The organism is Serratia sp. (in: enterobacteria), from assembly GCF_052400455.1.
In the GTDB taxonomy this organism is placed as follows: domain Bacteria; phylum Pseudomonadota; class Gammaproteobacteria; order Enterobacterales; family Enterobacteriaceae; genus Serratia; species Serratia ureilytica.
The window spans coordinates 906,942-922,482 of sequence record NZ_CP185812.1 but is presented as its reverse complement, the minus strand read 5'-3'; the positions used below and the strand labels follow the sequence as shown (position 1 = coordinate 922,482).

15 protein-coding genes and 1 pseudogene are annotated in these 15,541 nt (G+C 61.3%); 2 read left to right on the top strand and 14 right to left on the bottom strand.

Annotated elements, in window-relative coordinates; translation table 11 throughout:
- Positions 1 to 183: 183 nt before the first annotated feature.
- The 5 genes and pseudogenes from proA to gpt form a co-directional block, all read right to left on the bottom strand.
- Positions 184 to 1,438: pseudogene (gene proA, locus ACORQT_RS04345) on the bottom strand (glutamate-5-semialdehyde dehydrogenase).
- 9 nt (positions 1,439 to 1,447) lie between these two features.
- Complete coding sequence (gene proB / locus ACORQT_RS04340; RefSeq protein WP_033651028.1) at positions 1,448 to 2,551, bottom strand: glutamate 5-kinase; 1,104 nt, start codon at positions 2,549 to 2,551, stop codon at positions 1,448 to 1,450.
- 116 nt (positions 2,552 to 2,667) lie between these two features.
- Positions 2,668 to 3,069, bottom strand: coding sequence for a sigma factor-binding protein Crl (gene crl, locus ACORQT_RS04335; RefSeq protein WP_033641981.1), 402 nt, complete (start codon positions 3,067 to 3,069; stop codon positions 2,668 to 2,670).
- 60 nt (positions 3,070 to 3,129) lie between these two features.
- Positions 3,130 to 4,377, bottom strand: a complete 1,248-nt coding sequence (gene frsA, locus ACORQT_RS04330) for an esterase FrsA (RefSeq protein WP_089191218.1) — start codon at positions 4,375 to 4,377, stop codon at positions 3,130 to 3,132.
- A 303-nt stretch (positions 4,378 to 4,680) separates the two neighbouring features.
- A complete protein-coding gene (gene gpt, locus ACORQT_RS04325) occupies positions 4,681 to 5,139 on the bottom strand; it encodes a xanthine phosphoribosyltransferase (protein ID WP_033651025.1) in 459 nt (152 codons plus the stop codon).
- Between the two features lie 339 nt (positions 5,140 to 5,478).
- On the opposite strand from gpt, the gene pepD reads away from it, so the two are divergent.
- Positions 5,479 to 6,939 (top strand): beta-Ala-His dipeptidase, encoded by a 1,461-nt coding sequence (gene pepD, locus ACORQT_RS04320; RefSeq protein WP_042783741.1) that lies wholly within the window; start codon positions 5,479 to 5,481, stop codon positions 6,937 to 6,939.
- 42 nt (positions 6,940 to 6,981) lie between these two features.
- On the opposite strand, the gene dinB is transcribed toward pepD, so the two are convergent.
- A complete protein-coding gene (gene dinB, locus ACORQT_RS04315; protein ID WP_042783740.1) occupies positions 6,982 to 8,043 on the bottom strand; it encodes a DNA polymerase IV in 1,062 nt (353 codons plus the stop codon).
- A 183-nt stretch (positions 8,044 to 8,226) separates the two neighbouring features.
- Here dinB and ACORQT_RS04310 point away from each other — a divergent pair, with 183 nt between their 5' ends.
- Positions 8,227 to 9,123, top strand: a complete 897-nt coding sequence (locus ACORQT_RS04310; RefSeq protein ID WP_072628326.1) for a glycerophosphodiester phosphodiesterase family protein — start codon at positions 8,227 to 8,229, stop codon at positions 9,121 to 9,123.
- Positions 9,124 to 9,188: 65 nt separating this feature from the next.
- Here the strand turns inward: ACORQT_RS04310 and ACORQT_RS04305 are convergent, their stop codons facing one another.
- The 8 genes from ACORQT_RS04305 to ACORQT_RS04270 form a co-directional block, all read right to left on the bottom strand.
- Entirely contained in the window at positions 9,189 to 9,608 is a 420-nt protein-coding gene (locus ACORQT_RS04305) for a putative T6SS immunity periplasmic lipoprotein (protein WP_072628327.1), read from the bottom strand.
- Between the two features lie 176 nt (positions 9,609 to 9,784).
- On the bottom strand, positions 9,785 to 10,012 hold the full coding sequence (nqrM, locus tag ACORQT_RS04300; RefSeq protein WP_016928987.1) for a (Na+)-NQR maturation NqrM: 228 nt from the start codon (positions 10,010 to 10,012) through the stop codon (positions 9,785 to 9,787).
- 7 nt (positions 10,013 to 10,019) lie between these two features.
- Entirely contained in the window at positions 10,020 to 11,051 is a 1,032-nt protein-coding gene (locus ACORQT_RS04295) for an FAD:protein FMN transferase (protein WP_033651019.1), read from the bottom strand.
- Positions 11,052 to 12,275 (bottom strand): NADH:ubiquinone reductase (Na(+)-transporting) subunit F, encoded by a 1,224-nt coding sequence (nqrF, locus tag ACORQT_RS04290; protein ID WP_033634097.1) that lies wholly within the window; start codon positions 12,273 to 12,275, stop codon positions 11,052 to 11,054. It lies immediately after the preceding gene.
- Between the two features lie 15 nt (positions 12,276 to 12,290).
- The gene (gene nqrE / locus ACORQT_RS04285; RefSeq protein ID WP_004930235.1) at positions 12,291 to 12,887 is read right to left on the bottom strand and encodes an NADH:ubiquinone reductase (Na(+)-transporting) subunit E; all 597 of its coding nucleotides are present in this window, start codon (positions 12,885 to 12,887) and stop codon (positions 12,291 to 12,293) included.
- 6 nt (positions 12,888 to 12,893) lie between these two features.
- Positions 12,894 to 13,523: an NADH:ubiquinone reductase (Na(+)-transporting) subunit D gene (locus ACORQT_RS04280; protein WP_004930232.1), complete on the bottom strand. Its 630-nt coding sequence runs from the start codon at positions 13,521 to 13,523 to the stop codon at positions 12,894 to 12,896.
- Entirely contained in the window at positions 13,516 to 14,310 is a 795-nt protein-coding gene (locus tag ACORQT_RS04275; RefSeq protein WP_033641975.1) for a Na(+)-translocating NADH-quinone reductase subunit C, read from the bottom strand. Before ACORQT_RS04275 ends, ACORQT_RS04280 begins: the two co-directional genes overlap by 8 nt.
- The gene (locus tag ACORQT_RS04270) at positions 14,300 to 15,541 is read right to left on the bottom strand and encodes an NADH:ubiquinone reductase (Na(+)-transporting) subunit B (protein WP_016928991.1); all 1,242 of its coding nucleotides are present in this window, start codon (positions 15,539 to 15,541) and stop codon (positions 14,300 to 14,302) included. The genes ACORQT_RS04275 and ACORQT_RS04270 overlap by 11 nt, the downstream gene beginning before the upstream one ends.

Genomic DNA, 15,541 nt, shown 5'->3' with positions numbered 1-15,541 from the left:
GGGCCTGCGGGGCAAGCCGGAAGTGCGTTGAACAAGGTAGACCTGCGCGCGAAATGAGTCAATAGCCCGCCGGGGCGTTTGGTTGTTTTGCAAGCAACCAGACTGTCGTGCAGTCCCCCTTTTCCAAAAACAATCAGGGCGCAGCCCGCTGCGCCCTGACCTCTTTATTACCGCAATCCGGCCTTAGCTGCGCACCAGATCGTCGCCGTAGCCAATCCACTTGTAGGTGGTCAGCGCGTCCAGGCCCATCGGGCCGCGGGCGTGCAGTTTCTGGGTGCTCACCGCCACTTCCGCGCCCAGGCCGAACTGGCCGCCGTCGGTGAAGCGGGTGCTGGCGTTGACGTACACCGCCGAGGAGTCCACCGCGCGCACGAAGTGCTCGGCGCTGCTGAGCGAGCGGGTGAGGATCGCGTCGGAGTGGTTGGTGCCGTGGGTGCGGATGTGGTCGATGGCCTGATCGATATCGTCCACCAGCAATACGTTCAGATCCAGAGACAGCCATTCGTCGTCGTAATCCTCCGCGTTCACCGGCACCACCGTCGCAGGGCCGCCCTGCAGCAGCGGCAGCGCGTTTTCCGCCGCGTGCAGCGTCACGCCCGCCGCCGCCATTTTGGCGCTCAGCGCCGGCAGGAACTCGGCGGCGATGCTGCGGTTCACCAGCAGCGTCTCCAGCGAGTTACAGGCGCTAGGGCGCTGGATCTTGGCGTTTTCAATCACCGTCAGCGCCTTGTCGAAATCAACGTCGGCATCCACGTAGGTGTGGCACACGCCGATGCCGCCGGTGATCACCGGGATGGTCGATTGCTCGCGGCACAGCTTGTGCAGGCCGGCGCCGCCACGTGGGATCAGCATGTCGACATAGCGATCCAGGCGCAGCAGTTCGCTCACCAGCGCGCGATCCGGGCTGTCGATCGCCTGCACCGCCGCCGCCGGCAGGCCGCACTGTTCCAGCGCCTGCTGGATCACTTTCACCGTCGCCTGGTTGGTGTTGTGCGTCTCTTTACCGCCGCGCAGGATCACTGCGTTGCCGGTCTTCAGGCACAGGCTGGCGACGTCGATGGTGACGTTCGGCCGCGCCTCGTAAATCACGCCGATCACGCCGAGAGGCACCCGGCGGCGCTCCAGCTTCAGCCCGCTGTCCAGCAGGTTGCCGTCCAGCACGTGGCCGACCGGATCGTTCAGGCGGCATACCTGGCGCACGTCGTTGGCGATCGCCGCCAGCCGCGCCGGGGTCAGCAACAGGCGATCGAGCAGCGCTTCTGCTCATACCGGTGGCGCGCGCCTGCGCCATGTCTTGTTCGTTCGCCAGCAGGATCGCTTCACTGTTGGCTTCCAACCTGTCGGCCATCACCGACAGCACCTGATTCTTCTTCGCCGTGCTCAGAACCGCCAGCTGCCAGGAGGCCTGCTTGGCGGCCTTCCCCATCTGCTCCAGCATGCTCACTCCTTAACTGACAATCATATCGTCGCGGTGCACTGCCACCGGACCGTATTCATAACCGAGGATCTCGCTGATTTCCTGCGAGTGGTGCCCGGCGATCATACGCATCGCGTCGCTGTTGTAGCGGCTGACGCCGTGCGCCAGATCGCGCCCCGCCTGGTTGCGGATGCGGATCACTTCGCCGCGCGAGAAGTCGCCCTTCACTTCGCGGATGCCTTTCGGCAGCAGCGAGCTGCCGCGCGCCATCATCGCTTCCACCGCACCGTCGTCGACGGTGATTTCACCGGCCGGCGGCGCGCCGAAGATCCAGCGCTTGCGGTTTTCCAGCGGGGTTTCCAGCGCGTGGAAACGGGTGCCCACCGGTTTGCCTTCGATCACGTCCGCCACCACGCCCGGCTTGCTGCCGGCAGCGATCACCACGTCGATGCCGGCGCGGCAGGCCACGTCGGCCGCCTGCAGCTTGGTGCCCATGCCGCCGGTGCCCAGACCGGAGACGCTGTCGCCGGCGATGGCGCGCAGCGCGTCGTCGATACCGTGCACTTCACGGATCAGTTCGGCCTGCGGGTTGTTGCGCGGATCGGCGGTGTAGAGGCCCTGCTGATCGGTCAGCAGCAGCAGTTTGTCGGCGCCGGCCAAAATGGCCGCCAGCGCCGACAGGTTATCGTTGTCGCCCACCTTGATTTCGGCGGTGGCGACGGCGTCGTTCTCATTGATTACCGGCACGATGCGGTTGTCCAGCAGCGCCGTCATGGTGTCGCGCGCGTTGAGGAAGCGCTCGCGGTCTTCCAGATCGGCGCGCGTCAGCAGCATCTGCCCGACGTGAATGCCGTAAATGGAGAACAGCTGTTCCCACAGCTGGATCAGCCGGCTCTGCCCCACCGCCGCCAGCAGCTGCTTGGAGGCGATGGTGGCGGGCAGCTCGGGATAGCCCAGGTGCTCGCGCCCGGCGGCGATGGCGCCGGAGGTGACGATGACAATGCGGTGGCCCGCGGCGTGTTGCTGCGCGCACTGGCGCACCAATTCGACGATGTGGGCGCGGTTAAGACGCAGCGAGCCGCCGGTCAACACGCTGGTGCCCAATTTCACAACCAATGTCTGGCTGCCGTTCATAGTATTTCTGCCGTGTGTAATGATGAGAAGAAGAGTGCAAAGGTCTTTGTAACAGGAGAGACGCGTTATGCCAACAGGCACAACGCGAAATCAGCACAATACGTGGTCAAACGGGGTCAGGCGGAGAGTTTGATCAGTTTTTCTTTGAAATCGTCGGCGGGTTCCAGCCCCAGTTCCATGGTCGCCAGCAGCTCGCCCAGGCGGCGATGGAAGTCGCGCAGGGTGTCTTCCAGTTTGGCGCTCACTTCATCATCCTTAATGTTTTGCGCCGTCCAGTCGCCTTCTTTGTCGAACAGGCCGAATTGGTACGAATAGGTGAAGCGCGCCTCTTCCGCCTGCAGCTCCATCCACCAGCCCCAGAACTCACGCTTCTCCGGAGCGGGCTTTACATTGACGCAGACGGCCAAACAATCAAAGAAAAACCGGTCGTTCTCACATTGCCCTTCACGCAGGTACGGCCCCAAGCTGGCAAAACGTTTCATTAGTCGGCTTTTAGGGTGACCACTCGGTAACGTCATTCTCTAACCTCCTCAATGTAGACCACTCTTTTTAACAAACTGTTAAAATTTAGCAACTAATTAACGCATTTTATCCTTCAGCCAACCGGACATCTGCAGCAACGCCCGATGGAAGCTGTCGTAAACCGGGGTGCGCGGGATGGCGATCAGCTTGCCGCTCACCGAAGAGGTGACGATCAGCTGCGACTCCTCTTTCGGGCTGAGCGTATCGCGCTCCCAGTAGCCGGAGATCATCGGCGTCGGGCAGCGGCGCCCCAGCAGCCCCTGCATTTTCAGCGAGTAGCTGTTCAGTTCCACCTTCAGCACGTTGTCCGAGGCGTTAGCCATGCCCATGCGGCTGGCCAGCACGTCCATATACATGTCCGGCACGTTCAGCTGGGTGCTGCTGTCACACAGCAGGCGATGCACCACCGGCCCCAGGCAGGCCACGCCGCGCAGCCGCTGCGGCTCCAGGTAGGCCAATCGCACCGCCACGTTGGCGCCGAAACGGAAGCCGAAGGCGCTCACCCGCTGATGATCCACCCACGGCACCGAGGCCAACTGGATCAGCACCTGCTGGTGCAGGTAGCTGGAGTCCTGCGTCAGCTTCCATTTGCAGGAGGAGCCGATCGACGGCATATCGAGCGTCAGCATGGCGATGCCGTGCGGCGCCAGGTAGTCGCGGAACAGGCGGTGGTAGTCGGTCTGCAACGTGTCGAGGCTGCCGCACATCAGCACCGTCGGGAACGGCGCTTCGCCCTTCTCGGGCATGTGCAGGAAACCGGTGACGCAGCCGCCGCCTTCGATGCGGAACTCCAGCTCTTTCAGCTGATACGGCAACAGCAGCGCCGCCTCTTCGTAAGCGCGGTTGGCGAGCATCTCCGCCTGTTCAGCCAGCTCGTCGCCCTTCAGGTGCGGGTAACCGGCGATGCTGTACAGGCTCGCGGCCTTCAGCCAGTACTCGCCGCCGACCAGCGGATCCTGCTGCTCCATCGCCCGCTGCTGCCACTGCATGCCCTGATGGATCCACTCGTAGATCCAGTTGCCATTGCGGTAGCCCACCACGGTATCCAGCCGCTGCGGATTGCTGCGCTCGGCGTCCGAGGCGGCGATACGCGCCAGCACTTCGTGGATTTCGATCGGGCTGACGCCGCGCCAGGCCCACAGCAGCGGGTTCAGCATGCGATACCAGCTGCCGGTAGTGTCGCCTTCCAATGCGGAATGCATGGCGGCGCTCACTTTGTTGCGCGCGCGCAGCACCAGCGTCGAGGTTTCAGGGTGTTTGAATTTGGGCTTGAAAAGAATTTCAGAAAGGTTGGCCTGTGCCATGGTAACAACAGCCTCCGTAAATCTGGCGATAGGCCGCAAAAGGCCTACTTAACTGGAGGTAGTGTACCTAACTCTGGCGGGATAAACCAAGATAACGCAAACGCCCGGCATAACCGGGCGTCAGGCGGCTGACAAAGGAGGAAAAAGCGTGGTTTTTCCTCCTTTGTGGTCAACGGCCGAAAATCAATAAATTGATTTTCCTTATTTTTTATATCTTGCCTTCGGTAAGCCTGACAACGCCATCACGTTTATCATTAAACAAACGCCCGGCATAACCGGGCGTTGGGCTGGAACTGGCTGGACTTAGCGACCGCCGATAGGGGGAACGAAGCTGACGCCCATGTCCCACGGCTGTTCGATCCAGGTATCCTGCGGGATGTCGACTTCGTAGTCGTCCACCAGCGGACGGCCCGCCGGCTTGGCGAAGATGGTGACGAAATGCGCTTTCGGATACATGTCGCGGATCGCTTTCGCGGTGCCGCCGGTATCCACCAGATCGTCCACCACGATGAAGCCTTCACCGTCGCCTTCGGCGCGCTTGAGCACTTTCATTTCGCGCTGGTTGTCATGGTCATAGCTGGAAATGCAGACGGTATCCACATAGCGGATGCCCAGCTCGCGCGCCAGCAGGCCCGCCGGCACCAGGCCGCCGCGGCTGACGGCAATGATGCCCGTCCATTTGTCGGCAGGCAGCAGGCGGTGCGCCAGCTTGCGTGCGTGTATTTGCAGCATATCCCAGGTAACAACGTATTTTTCGCTCATAGAATCGTGTCCCAGCCGGCTGGTGAAGCGGCTTACTTTATAGTTCAGGGGAAAAAAGGTTGCGCGAGATTATAGAGACTGGCCGCGTTGAATTCCAGCTGTACCGAGGAAATCCTCGCGATTTCCGCCGGGCGGCTTTTCGGTGATTGATGCTGAAAAAACGAGCGTTCCCGCAGCGAAGCCGTGTGATCAAGCGCTTAAACCACACAATACGGGGCGCGCACCGCCGGAAATAAAGTGATATTCTCTGACGATCGTGCCACGACGCACAGATACCCGCTCACCTTAACCGCGCGGCACGCCCGTCCTGTCGGAGCTTGCCGTCACAGGAGACTTATAGTGTCTGAATTGTCTCAGCTTTCGCCACAGCCGCTGTGGGATATTTTCGCCAAGATCTGTTCTATCCCGCACCCTTCTTATCATGAAGAAGCGCTGGCGCAGCACATCCTCACCTGGGCCAAAGAAAAGAACCTGCACGCCGAGCGCGATCAGGTCGGCAATATCCTGCTGCGCAAACCGGCCACCAAAGGCATGGAAAATCGCAAGCCGGTGGCGCTGCAAGCGCACCTGGACATGGTGCCGCAAAAGAATAACGACACCGTGCACGACTTCGCCAAGGATCCGATCCAGCCTTATATCGCCGGCGAGTGGGTGAAAGCGCGCGGCACCACGCTGGGCGCCGATAACGGCATCGGCATGGCCTCCGCCCTGGCGGTGCTGGCCGACGACAGCGTTGAGCACGGCCCGCTGGAAGTCCTGCTGACCATGACCGAAGAAGCGGGGATGGACGGCGCCTTCGGGCTGCAGCCGAACTGGCTGCAGGCGGACATCCTGATCAATACCGATTCCGAAGAAGAAGGCGAAATCTACATGGGTTGCGCCGGCGGTATCGACTTCATCACTACCCTGCCGCTGCAGCGCGAAGCGGTGCCGGCCGGTTACCAAACCCTGAAGCTGACCCTCAAGGGCCTGAAAGGCGGCCATTCCGGCGCCGAGATCCACGTCGGGCTGGGCAACGCCAACAAACTGCTGGCGCGCTTCCTGTTCGCCCATGCGGAGGCGCTGAACCTGCGCGTGCTGGACCTGAACGGCGGCACCCTGCGCAACGCCATCCCGCGTGAAGCCTCCGCGGTGGTAGCGGTGCCGGCAGAAAAAGCCGACGCGCTGAAAGCGCTGAGCCAAGAGTTCCTGGCCGTGCTGCAGAACGAACTCTCCGCCAAAGAGAAGAACATCACCGTGCTGCTGGAGCCGACCACCAGCGCTTCGCAGGCGCTGAGCGCCGACAGCCAGCAACGCTTCCTGGCGCTACTGAACGGCACACCGAACGGCGTGATCCGCATGAGCGACGCGGTGAAAGGCGTGGTGGAAACCTCGCTGAACGTCGGCGTAGTCACCACAAGCGAAAACGAAGCGGAAATCATCTGCCTGATCCGCTCCCTGATCGACAGCGGCAAAGATTACGTTGTCGAGATGCTGACCGCGCTGGGCCAGCTGGCCGGCGCCAAGGTAGCGCCGAAGGGGGGCTACCCGGGCTGGCAGCCGGACGCCGACTCGCCGGTGATGCACTTGGTGCGCGAGCTGTATCAGGAGCTGTTCAACAAGACGCCGAACATCATGGTGATCCACGCCGGTCTGGAATGCGGTCTGTTCAAAAAGCCGTATCCAAACATGGATATGGTATCGATCGGGCCAACCATCACCGGCCCGCACTCGCCGGATGAGCAAGTGCATATCGAAAGCGTCGGTCTGTACTGGAAGCTGCTGACCTCGCTGCTGAAAGCGATCCCTGAGCGCGCGTAATCTGCGCGCTTAACGCAAAAAGCCGGCGACTCGCCGGCTTTTTTATTCCCAAGGCAGCGCCAGCTGCCGCTCCAGCTGCGGATCGAGCAGCGTCACATGCAACCCCACCAGCCGCACGCCGCGCCCTTCACGCCGCTCGCGCCACGCCTGCCGCGCCACCTCCAGCAAATCCTGCCGGTTCAACACCGGGAAGACGTGCTCCTGGGTGGTTTGCTGAAAATCCTGAAACTTCAGCTTCACGCCCTGCCGGGCGATGTGCAGATCCGGCTTTACCTTGCGCAGCCGCATCTCCAGCTCGGGATAGAGTTTGTCGATAATCAGCGTTTCGCAGTCTTCCCAGTCGTGAATGTCTTCCGCCAGCGTGCGCTCCACCCCCACCGATTTGCGCAGCCGCTCCGCTAAGATTTCGCGCCGATCGATGCCCTGACACCGCTCCCACAACACCCGGCCAAACTTGCCGAAGCGCTTGAGCAGCTGCGCCAAATCGTATTGCTGCACGTCGGCGCAGGTGATAAGCCCCACCTCTTCCAGCCGCTTGGCAGTCACCTTGCCGACGCCGGGGATCTTGCTGAGCGGCAGCTGCTGCAAAAACGCCGGCACCTGCGCTGGCGTGATCACGTATTGCCCGTTCGGCTTGTTCATCTCAGAGGCGATTTTGGCGAGAAACTTGATCGGCGCGACGCCGGCCGACGCGGTGAGGTTCAGTTCGTCGGCGATCGCCTGGCGGATCTCCTGGGCGATCAGCGTCGCCGAGCCGTTGCATTGCGGGCTGTCTGTCACGTCGAGATAGGCTTCATCGAGCGACAGCGGCTCGATCAACGGGGTATAGCGGGCGAAGATTTCGCGGATGTGCAGCGAGGCCTCTTTGTAGGCTGCCATGCGCCCCGGCAACAGGGTGAGATGCGGGCACAGCTTGAGCGCCATCGCCGTGGACATGGCGCTGTGCACGCCGTAGCGCCGCGCCGGGTAGTTGGCGGTGCTGATCACCCCGCGCCGATCGGCGCTGCCGCCAATCGCCAGCGGAATATCGCGCAGGCTGGGATCGTCGCGCATTTCCACCGCCGCGAAGAAGCAGTCCATATCGACATGAATGATTTTACGCATCGCACCCTCCAGTAATACTGTATAAGTATACAGTCAGATGCCGAAAGCTCAAGGCCGCGGAGCTCGAGGAAAGCGGCGTTTCCGCCAGATATTTCCGCGTTGTTAAAAAAGCTTAATTTTTCAATAGTATGATTTCCGCCATCCCGTGCGGCTCTCCACAACGATAACGACAAGGTATCCTACATGATCAGATTTTCTCATTTGCTGCTGGCTTCCGCGCTGTCGCTGAGCGCGCTGGCGGCCAGCGCCGCCGCCGGTCATGCGCCGGCGATCGTCGCCCACCGCGGCGGCACCGCCGATGCGCCGGAAAACACCCGCATCGCTATCGAAACGGCATTGAAAAACGGCGCCGACGCCATTTGGATCACCCTGCAAGAATCCAAAGACGGCGTCATCGTGCTGTATCGCCCCTCGGATCTGAAAGCGTTGACCAACCGGCAGGGCCCGGTCTCTGCCTATACCGCCGCGCAGCTGGCCGAGACCGACGCCGGCTGGGCCTTCGCCAAGGGTGACGCCCACCCGTTCCGCGGCCAGGGCATCGGCATTCCGCGGCTCGACGACGTGCTGAAGGCGTTTCCGCACGTCACCTTTTATCTGGACATCAAATCCCCGGACGCCGATCCGGCGCAGTTTGGCCAGGCGCTGCTGGCGACGTTGCAAAGCACCAACAGCCTGAACCGCACCCGCGTCTACTCTACCGACGCCAAATACCTGCAGGCGCTGCCGCCGGCCATCCCGCGCTTTGAAAGCCGCGACGAGACCCGCACGCTGCTGGCCAACGTCACCATGGCGCACCAGTGCGACGTCAAACCGGACAACCGGCAGCCGCGCTGGTACGGGCTGGAGCTGAAACGCGAGGTGGAGGTGGTAGAGAAATATACCCTCGGCGAAGGGCGTTCGAAGGCATTTCTGACCTGGGATAAAGAGTCGATGGACTGTTTCCGCTCGCAGGGCCCGGCGCACATCATCCTGTTCGGGGTCAACTCGCCGCAGGAATATCAGCAGGCGCTGGCGCTGGGCGCCGACGGCGTGATGGTTAACTCCCCGGCCGAGGCGAAAAGCTTCCGCAAGGCGAAATAAATAACCGGCTACGGCATAAGGCGGTTCGACATCCCACCTTATGCCCGTATGGCTTTCAACATCCGTTAGCGAGCAGGAACTACCTGGATGATGCCATTTTCATTGCGAACACTAAACCCAACGCCGAATAGCCGGGCGGCAGGCTCAAGGCCTTTATTTCGTTTATCCGGCGACAACAGCGTCACCGATACCCCGTAAGACTTCCCGTCTTCGAATTTATAATTATCGTCGGGAATGCACGTAGCCGCGGTGACCGCAGGCATCTCGTTATCCGTGAAGTGCTTGCCTAAGATAGCGTTGGCGTTGCCGATTTCTTCGATAATGACGCCGGCCAAGCGCTCGTCCCCTTCAGGTTGAACCCGCACACAAACGTGGTTATCAACGACAGTGACGTTGGCCGCGTAGTTTCTTGGCCTCGGATCGTTCATGTGCATGCAGCCGGCGAGCAGCAAAGCCAGTGTTCCAACCAAAATAATGCGGTTCATCCTGTTACCTCTGCTTAAGAAACTGAGAAAGCGTATATTCGTATTTTCTGGCGATCGTTTTATCCGTTACGCCCTGAAAATTCACGCCATTGTTAATCGCGCCCAGCCAAACGTTCATGCGCCTTTCGGCAAGGCCTCAAATAAAAAACCCGGCCAAGGCCGGGTTTTCGCTACAGCTACAGAATGCGGTGCTTTTCCAACTGCTCGCGCCGCTGCGCCGCTTTGGCTTCGCGTTTTTTGCGCGCATCGCACGGCTCCGGGCAGTCGCAGACTTTCTCCATGCCCAGCGCGGTGATGCCGCCGCAGCTGCCCTGCAGGCTTTTGCGTTTGAACACATAGCCCAGCGACATGCCGCCGACGATCAGCAGAAACAACACGAAGGTAGCGGCGAATACCGTCAACATAGCAACCTCACGAACGCTTTTTCAGATAGGGCTTGAACGCGTCTGAATAACGCTCCTCAAAGCCGTCGGCGGTTTTCACGATCATGAACACCGGGATGCCGAGCAGGTTGGCCAGCGCCATGCCGCGCTCCGGCCCCATCACGTTCAGGCCGGTGGACAGGCCGTCGGCGGTCATGCAGGTCGGGCTCAGCACGGTGATCGACACCAACCGATGATGGATTGGGCGCCCGGTGATCGGATCGATGGTGTGCGAATAGCGCACCCCGTCTTGCTCGAAGTAGTTGCGATAGTCACCCGAGGTGGCGATCGACATCTCCCCGGGTTGGATCACCAGCTGCGCCTGCTGCTGCGTACCGGCGGTCGGGCGCTCGATGGCGATGCGCCACGGCTTTTGTTCGCCGTTATGCCCGCGCGTGCGCACCTCGCCGCCGATATCCACCATGTAGTTCTTCACATGCCGGGACTGCAGATATTCCGCCACCACGTCCACGCCATACCCTTTGGCGATCGACGACAGATCGACGTACAGCTCAGGGATGCTTTTCACCAGCGCGCTGCCCTGCACCGACAGTTTGTCGGCGCCGGTCCAGGCGCGGCGATGCTCCAGCTCCGCCTCGCTCGGCACTTTGTCCGGCCGCCCTTCCGGGCCGAAGCCCCACAGGTTGACCAGCGGCCCGACGGTCACGTCCAGCGCGCCATCGGTGACGCGGTTGATGCGCAGCGCTTCGCGCACCACTTCGGCGGTGGCCGGCGAAACCGGGAACGGCCGGTCAATGTCGCGGCTGGCGTTGAAGCGGCTCAGCTCGGAATCCGGCCGGTAGGTGGACATCTGATCGTTCACCTGCTCCAGCCGTTTGTCGATCTCCGCCTGCATCTCGCGCGCCGACGGCGTATCTTCGCCGGTCACGTAACGGATCGAATACGAGGTGCCCATGGTTTTACCCGTCAGGTCCACCTGTTCCGGCCCGCAGCCGGTCAGCAGCAGGGTGGCGCTCAGCGCCACGCCCGTCAGCCAGTTCTTCATCGCCAATGCGCGCATTTAGCCACCAAAGTCATCCAGCATGATGTTTTCGTCTTCGACGCCCAGATCTTTGAGCATCTTGATCACCGCGGCGTTCATCATCGGTGGCCCGCACATGTAAAACTCGCAGTCCTCCGGCGCCGGGTGGTTCTTCAGGTAGTTCTCCAGCAGAACATTATGGATAAAGCCGGTGTAGCCGGTCCAGTTATCTTCCGGCTGCGGATCCGACAGCGCCACGTGCCAGGTGAAGTTTTCGTTCTCCGCCTGCAGCTGGTTGAAGTCGTCTTCATAGAACATCTCGCGCAGCGAACGCGCGCCGTACCAGAAGGTGATCTTGCGTTTCGAGTTCAAACGCTTGAGCTGATCGAAGATGTGCGAACGCATCGGCGCCATGCCCGCGCCGCCGCCGATAAAGATCATTTCGGCGTCGGTGTCCTTGGCGAAGAACTCGCCGAACGGCCCGGAGATGGTCACCTTGTCGCCCGGCTTCAGCGACCAGATATAGGAAGACATGATGCCCGGCGGCACGTCCGGATTGTTCGGCGGCGGCGTGGCGATACGCACGTTGAGCATGATGATGCCCTTCTCTTCCGGGTAGTTGGCCATCGAGTAGGCGCGCACCGTGGTGTCGTTCACCGTCGAACGGTAGCGGAACAGGTTGAACTTGTCCCAGTCGCCGCGATACTCCTGCGGCACGTCGAAGTCGGCGTAACTGATGTCGTGCGCCGGCGCTTCGATCTGGATGAAACCGCCCGCGCGGAACGGCACGTCTTCGCCATCGGGGATCTTCAGCTTCAGCTCTTTGATAAAGGTGGCTTTGTTATCGTTGGAGATAACCTCGCACTCCCATTTCTTCACGCCGAAGATCTCTTCCGGCAGCTCGATCTTCAGGTTCTGCTTCACGTTCACCTGACACGCCAGGCGGCACCCTTCTTTCGCTTCGCGCTTGTTGATGTGCGAGAGCTCGGTCGGCAGGATATCGCCGCCGCCCTCTTTGATCACCACCCGGCACTGGCCGCAGGAGCCGCCGCCGCCGCAGGCCGAGGAGACGAAGATCCCCTGGCTGGAGAGCACGTTGAGCAGCTTGTCGCCCGCCGGCGCATGGAAGCTTTTATCCAGATCGCCATTGATTTCCACCGCGATGTCGCCGGTGTTCACCAGCTTCGATTTGGCGAACAGGATCAGCAACACCAGCACCATCACGATGGCGGTGAACATCGCTACGCCTAAAATAATTTCCATAAATTCTTCCCGCCTTTACAACTGAACACCGGAGAAGGACATGAAGCCCAGCGCCATCAGTCCGGTGGTGATAAAGGTAATGCCCAGACCGCGCAGCCCTGCCGGCACGTTGGCATACTTGAGTTTTTCGCGGATCCCCGCCATGGCAACGATCGCCAGCATCCAGCCGGTGCCGGAACCAAAGCCGTACACCACCGATTCGGCAAAGTTGTAGTCGCGCTGCACCATGAAGGACACGCCGCCGAAGATGGCGCAGTTCACGGTAATGAGCGGCAGGAAGATGCCGAGCGCGTTATACAGCGATGGGAAGAAGCGATCGAGGATCATCTCCAAAATCTGCACCAGCGCCGCAATCACGCCGATGAAGGTGATGAAGTTGAGGAAGCTCAGATCGACGCCCTCCACCAGCGCGCCGTCGCGCAGGATCAGGTTGTAGACCAGGTTATTCACCGGCACCGAAATGCCGAGCACGATGGTCACCGCGATGCCCAGGCCAAAGGCGGTCGAGACCTTCTTCGACACCGCCAGGAAGGTACACATCCCGAGGAAGAACGCCAGCGCCATGTTCTCGACGAACACCGCGCGCACAAACAGGCTGATATAGTGTTCCATCGGCCTTTACTCCTTTTCGATCTGCGCCGGCTTCAGGGTGCGCAGCACCCAGATCAGCAGGCCGATGATGAAGAACGCGCTCGGCGCCAGCAGGAACAGGCCGTTCGGCTGATACCAGCCGCCGTTCTGCACCGTTTCCAGCACCGGAACGCCGAACAGCTTGCCGGAGCCGATCAGCTCGCGCAGGAAACCGACCAGCACCAGGATCACCCCGTAACCCAGCCCGTTGCCGATGCCGTCCATAAAGCTCTCGATCGGCGGCGACTTCATGGCGTAGGCCTCGGCGCGCCCCATCACGATGCAGTTGGTGATGATAAGGCCGACGAACACCGACAGCTGCTTGGAGATCTCGAACGCATAGGCGCGCAACAGCTGATCGACCACGATCACCAGCGAGGCGATGATCGCCATCTGCACGATGATGCGCACGCTGTTGGGAATATGATGACGGATCAGCGAGATGAAGAAGCTGGAGAACGCGGTCACCAGCGTCACCGCAATGGTCATCACCACCGCCGTTTCCAGCTTGGTGGTCACCGCCAGCGCCGAACAGACGCCCAGCACCTGCAGGGCGATCGGGTTATTGTCGAACAGCGGCCCCAGCAGGACCCGCTTTATCTCTTTGGAATCAGCCATTTTTCAACGCTCCTTCACGAACTTTTTTCAGGAACGGACCGAAGCCGTGCTCGCCCAACCAGAAATCAAACGTATGCTGCACGCCGTTGGAGGTCAGCGTGGCGCCGGACAGGCCATCCACCCCGTGTACGTCCCCCTGACGCGCGCCGCCTTTCACCACGCGGATCGCCGGCTGGCCGTTGTCGTCGAACAGCTGCTTGCCGACCCACTGCTGGCGCCAGGACGGGTTCTCGACCTCACCGCCCAGCCCCGGCGTTTCCCCCTGGTCGTAGTAGGTGATGCCCTTGACCGTGTTGCCGTCGTTATCCAATGCCACGAAGGCGTACATCATCGACCACAGACCGGTGCCGTATACCGGCAACACAATCTTGTTCACCTGGCCGCTTTCATCGCGCACCAGGTAGATTTCCGCCTGGTTGCTGCGGCGCTTGATGCCGGCCGGATCGTCGCCCGCGGGCAACGCCACGCTTTTGGCGTCGTCGCGCAGCGCGGCGCCCAGATCGAACGCCGCCGCCTTGCCGGCGACAAATTCGCCGCTGTTCAGATCCACCAGGCGCGGTTCGATGCGCTCGCTATACAGGCGCTTGACCTGCTCGCTCTCCATTTTCGGCTGCAACAGGCCGGCTACGTCGAGAATATTGCGCTGCTTGTCGAGCAGCTTTTGCTCCTGCTGTTTGGACTTCAGGCCGACGGCGGAGCCCGCCACCACCACTGAACACACCAGACACAGCAGCAGCACTACCAGCAGCGTTTTACCGATGCCGTCGTTTTTCGCTTCATTCGCCACGGGCTTTTCTCCGCTTGATGTTGGCCTGCACCACCAGATAATCGAACAGCGGCGCGAACAGGTTGGCGAAAAGGATCGCCAGCATCATGCCTTCCGGATAGGCGGGGTTGACCACCCGGATCAGCACGCACATCACGCCGATCAGAATGCCGTACCACCATTTCCCCTTGTTGGTGAAGGAGGCGGAAACCGGGTCGGTCGCCATAAAGATCATGCCGAAGGCGAAGCCGCCCAGCACCAGATGCCAGTACCACGGCATGGCGAACATCGGGTTGGTGTCCGAACCGATGGCGTTGAACAACAGGGCGGAAGCCACCATGCCGAGCATCACGCCGGCGACGATGCGCCAGGAGGCCACGCGGCCGAACAGGATAATCGCCCCGCCTATCAGGATCATCAGCGTGGAGACTTCACCGATGGAGCCGGGAATGTTGCCGAGGAAGGCGTCCAGCCAACTGATGGACTGGCCGGTGGCCACGTTGCTCAGGCTGTGCGCCCCGCCAGCGCTCCACTGCGCCAGCGGCGTCGCGCCGGAGAAACCGTCCGCGGAGGTCCACACCAAGTCACCGGAGATCTGCGCCGGATAGGCGAAGAACAGGAAGGCGCGGCCGGCCAGCGCCGGGTTGAGGAAGTTGCGCCCGGTGCCGCCGAAGATCTCTTTGGCCACCACCACGCCGAAGGTGATGCCCAGCGCGGCCTGCCACAGCGGCAGGGTCGGCGGCACGATCAGCGCGAACAGGATAGAAGTGACGAAGAAGCCTTCGTTGACCTCATGCTTGCGGATAATGGCGAACAGCACTTCCCAGAAGCCGCCGACGACGAACACCACGGCGTAGATCGGCAGGAAGTAACAGGCACCCAGCACCATCTTGCTGACCCAGCCGGCGTCGGCCGCCAGCGAGGCGCCGAGCCACTGCGCCAGGCGATAATGCCAGTCGCCCGCCAGCACCTGTTGCAGCGCGTCGCCGCTGTACAGATGGTGCAGCGCCGGGATCGCCTGCTGGCCGACGTTGTACATGCCCCAGAACATCGCCGGGAACACCGCCAGCCACACCAGGATCATCATGCGTTTCAAATCGATGGCGTCGCGCACGTGCGAAGCGCCGCGCGTCACCGTGCCGGGGGTATAAAACACCGTGGTGGTCGCTTCATACAGCGGGTACCACTTTTCCAGTTTGCCGCCCGGCGTGAAGTGATGCTCTATCTTCTCAAAATAATTCTTCAGGCCCAT

Excerpts from the sequence above, each read along its gene's own strand:
- ACORQT_RS04305 (WP_072628327.1), bottom strand. The coding sequence starts at position 9,608 with ATGAACCGCATTATTTTGGTTGGAACACTGGCTTTGCTGCTCGCCGGC.
- frsA (WP_089191218.1), bottom strand. The coding sequence starts at position 4,377 with ATGGCACAGGCCAACCTTTCTGAAATTCTTTTCAAGCCCAAATTCAAA.
- ACORQT_RS04295 (WP_033651019.1), bottom strand. The coding sequence starts at position 11,051 with ATGCGCGCATTGGCGATGAAGAACTGGCTGACGGGCGTGGCGCTGAGC.
- crl (WP_033641981.1), bottom strand. The coding sequence starts at position 3,069 with ATGACGTTACCGAGTGGTCACCCTAAAAGCCGACTAATGAAACGTTTT.
- nqrE (WP_004930235.1), bottom strand. The coding sequence starts at position 12,887 with ATGGAACACTATATCAGCCTGTTTGTGCGCGCGGTGTTCGTCGAGAAC.
- ACORQT_RS04310 (WP_072628326.1), top strand. The coding sequence starts at position 8,227 with ATGATCAGATTTTCTCATTTGCTGCTGGCTTCCGCGCTGTCGCTGAGC.
- proB (WP_033651028.1), bottom strand. The coding sequence starts at position 2,551 with ATGAACGGCAGCCAGACATTGGTTGTGAAATTGGGCACCAGCGTGTTG.
- ACORQT_RS04280 (WP_004930232.1), bottom strand. The coding sequence starts at position 13,523 with ATGGCTGATTCCAAAGAGATAAAGCGGGTCCTGCTGGGGCCGCTGTTC.
- nqrF (WP_033634097.1), bottom strand. The coding sequence starts at position 12,275 with ATGGAAATTATTTTAGGCGTAGCGATGTTCACCGCCATCGTGATGGTG.
- ACORQT_RS04270 (WP_016928991.1), bottom strand. The coding sequence starts at position 15,541 with ATGGGCCTGAAGAATTATTTTGAGAAGATAGAGCATCACTTCACGCCG.
- dinB (WP_042783740.1), bottom strand. The coding sequence starts at position 8,043 with ATGCGTAAAATCATTCATGTCGATATGGACTGCTTCTTCGCGGCGGTG.
- nqrM (WP_016928987.1), bottom strand. The coding sequence starts at position 10,012 with ATGTTGACGGTATTCGCCGCTACCTTCGTGTTGTTTCTGCTGATCGTC.
- gpt (WP_033651025.1), bottom strand. The coding sequence starts at position 5,139 with ATGAGCGAAAAATACGTTGTTACCTGGGATATGCTGCAAATACACGCA.